The following is a 3,240-nucleotide window of genomic DNA, read 5'->3' as shown; positions in this document are numbered from 1 at the left end:
CATCAAAGAGAAGTTCAATACACTGGCTCTGAAGACGAAATTGATCTGTTCAATGTGATTGGCACCCTTTGGCGCGGTAAATGGACGATTATCTTGCTGGCCTTTTTGGCGAGCTTGCTGGGCGGCTATTATGCGATTAACGGAACCACTGCGAAGTTTTCGGCAACTGCGCGTCTTGCGATCCAACTACGTGATCAAAACGTCGTTGACGTTGAAAGCGTTGTGTCAAGCTCATCGAAAAACCGCGCAGCCATCAACACAGAACTGGAGATCATCCGTTCCCGTGGCCTGATCGAAGAGGTCGTGCGCGAATTAAATTTGACGGAAGATCCCGAGTTCAACGGACATTTGCGAGAACCTTCCAAGTTTTCCACCGTTTCGATTAGGAATTTCTTGGCGGATTATCTGCCCATTCCTAAAAGAGAAAAGGGACCTGCTCCTTCGCTTGAAAGGGCGACCATTGCTGCTGCTAACCAACTGCGCAGTAAGGTTTCGGTTGCCTCTCAGCGGGATACTTATTTGATCAATGTTCTGGCGAAAACCGAAGACCCCTACAAATCCGCTGACATTGTGAACACGCTAGCGCGCCTTCACATCGAAGAGCAAATCGCGACCAAATTCGAAGCGACAGAGTTCGCGACGAATTGGCTCTCGGAACGGGTCATAGAACTCGAGCTAGAGCTGAAATCAAAAGAAGATGCGATTAAGGACCTGCGAGCAGAGACGGACCTGATCAGTCTTGAAGCCTTGGGCGCACTTAACGCGCGCTCAAAGGATATGCGCGAACGCGTCTCAGCGGCGAAAATTTCGGTCGCAAATGCACGCATTGAGCTGTCGAATTTAGAGAGCCTTGCACAAAGTAAAGACATCGATGCAATTCTGGCCGAGGTGAGCGATGTCACGTTAAATCGTTTGGCAACTGCCGCGCGCTCAGGCGATACAAATGCAGAGCTCGCCTTTTTCAAACGGTTTGATCTATCGCTAGAACGCTCAAGACTGGACGCCACCCGTCAGGCCGCACAGCTAGAGGCATTGGAAGATTCCTTTGCGCGTATTCAAGCGCAGGTCTCGGTTCAGTCCGAAGACTTGGTCCGTCTCAACCAACTCATGCGTGAATCAGACGCGACACGCGTGCTCTACGAGACGTTTTTGACGCGCCTTAAAGAAACCTCTGTGCAAATTGGTTTGCAACAAGCGGATACGCGCATTCTGTCGCCCGCGATTAGAGGCCGTCAGGTCGAACCGCGCAAGGCGCGAATTGTGATCATGTCGTTCCTTATTGGGTCGGTCATTGGTGTGGGCATCGTTATGATGCGTCAATTCATGCATAACGGCTTTCGCACCGCCGAAGATCTTGAACAAGCAACGGGCTATTCCGTTCTTGGGCAGACGCCAAGAATGCCAATCCGCAAGCGGAGTGCTTTGATCAATTACCTGCATACCAAGCCAACCTCGGCAGCGGCGGAATCTATCCGGAACCTGCGAACCTCTATTTTGTTGGCTGATGTGGACAACCCTCCCAAGGTTATCATGATGACGTCGTCTATTCCGGGTGAGGGTAAGACAACGCAAGCGATTGCGCTTGCTGGCAACCTGTCAGGGCTTGGTAAGAAGGTTCTACTAATCGAAGGTGACATTCGTCGCCGTACATTGAATCAATACTTTGACCAGTCGAGCGATGGTGATCTGATTGGTGTTCTTTCTGGAAAGCAAGACCTTGAGGACGCGATTATTCGCGATGAGACCTTAGGCGTTGACGTATTGATGGGCGGGAAAACCACAATCAATGCGGCGGACCTGTTCTCATCGGACAAGTTTAAGACTTTCATGAGGTCTGCGCGCAGTGCCTTTGATTATGTCATTATTGATACGCCTCCGGTGCTTGTCGTGCCTGACGCGCGGGTGATCGCGGATCAGTCTGATGTGGTGATTTATGCTGTGAAATGGGACAGCACTGGCAAGCAGCTGGTGATAGACGGCTTGCGCCAGTTCTCATCGCTTGGTTTGCAAGTGGATGGATTGGTCTTGTCGCAGATCGATGTCCGTCGCATGAAAAGCTATGGCTATGGCGGCAAATACGGTGCCTACTCGACCTATGGCAAAGGTTACTACGACGTGTAATTTCGAAAGCTCGAGTGAACACTCAGAACGAACCGAAACTAGATTGGCGAGATTTAGAACGTTTTGGTCACTAAAAATGAAAATCCCGCGCAAGTGCACGGGATTGAAACATAGTTATGATAAGGTGAATGGGCCTATTCTGTGCTGGTCGTGCTGTTCGATCCACCTGATACCGCGCCGATTGCAATAATGGCGCCAAGCCCTATCGCTAACGGACCCGCTGCGCCAAGTGCAGCGCCTGCCAACGGAACAAATCCAGTTGTTGAGGCTGGAGCGAACACAGCACCAGCGGCAGGAATATCAGCCGCAGGAGCTGCAACAGCGACGTTCTGGGACGAGAACGTCGCATTGGCAAAGCCGGTGCAAGCTGTGGTTCCTGCGTTTGCTGGGTTTGTACAGTCTTGAGCAAACGCGCCCGTAGCAACGCTTGAAAGTACGAATGCACCAATAATTTTATGAATAGACATTGGTCTCTCCTAATTGAGTTGTTTTTTCCTAGCACGAGATTACCTATGATTGATAGTCAATCATTGTTTAAAATCAAGAAAACGCTCCAAATCGATGCTGCTCGCTCTCGATTTCCGATTTGATTTGCTTGATATTTTGGCCTCTCAGGAAAATTCGCGTTAGTTCAGCGCCGAACTTGAGACGTTCAAAAGTGTTGGCAGAATCTGGTCAATAGCGCGGTTCCATTTGGTAATTGGTTGTTGAGCAACAAAAACAACGTCATTGGGTCGTAACTCAAAGCGCGTGCTTAGGGCAAAGTTCGCTGCGTTCTGCGCATCCAGATGCCATGCCGTGATGGCGCCAAATTCGCGTGGATCAGATGATGCGCGTAGAACATAAATTTGCGAAACATCACCTGTGGGACCAGAGATACCACCCGCGGTATCAAACATAGCATCCGCAAGATTTGCGCGTCGGCCAATAGGCAGCGCGAATCTGGATTGCTGTTCAACCTCACCGGTTAAGTAAACGTAGTCGTTGTTGTCGGTACCCAGATCAAGTTGACTGAGATAGTTATTCCGCGCTTCGTCTAATTCTGCGCGCCGAAGGCTAACAGCAGTCTGCAATTCGGATAGGGCGGCTTGTCGCGCTTGCCGACGTTCTCCAATCAGC

At 50.4% G+C, this 3,240-nt stretch carries 2 protein-coding genes and 1 pseudogene; 1 reads left to right on the top strand and 2 read right to left on the bottom strand.

Going from position 1 to position 3,240, the window contains the following annotated elements:
* The coding region (locus ABJQ89_RS14090; protein ID WP_348496822.1) for a polysaccharide biosynthesis tyrosine autokinase at positions 1–2,121 on the top strand (2,121 nt) is incomplete at its 5' end.
* A 134-nt stretch (positions 2,122–2,255) separates the two neighbouring features.
* Here the strand turns inward: ABJQ89_RS14090 and ABJQ89_RS14085 are convergent.
* Positions 2,256–2,588, bottom strand: coding sequence for a hypothetical protein (locus tag ABJQ89_RS14085; RefSeq protein WP_348496821.1), 333 nt, complete (start codon positions 2,586–2,588; stop codon positions 2,256–2,258).
* Positions 2,589–2,747: 159 nt separating this feature from the next.
* Positions 2,748–3,240 (bottom strand): annotated as a pseudogene (locus ABJQ89_RS14080) (sugar transporter); the annotation flags it as partial.

The organism is Planktotalea sp., from assembly GCF_039984035.1.
GTDB lineage: Bacteria > Pseudomonadota > Alphaproteobacteria > Rhodobacterales > Rhodobacteraceae > Planktotalea.
The sequence above is the reverse complement of the archived record's forward strand: the minus strand, read 5'-3'. Positions and strand labels throughout refer to the sequence as shown.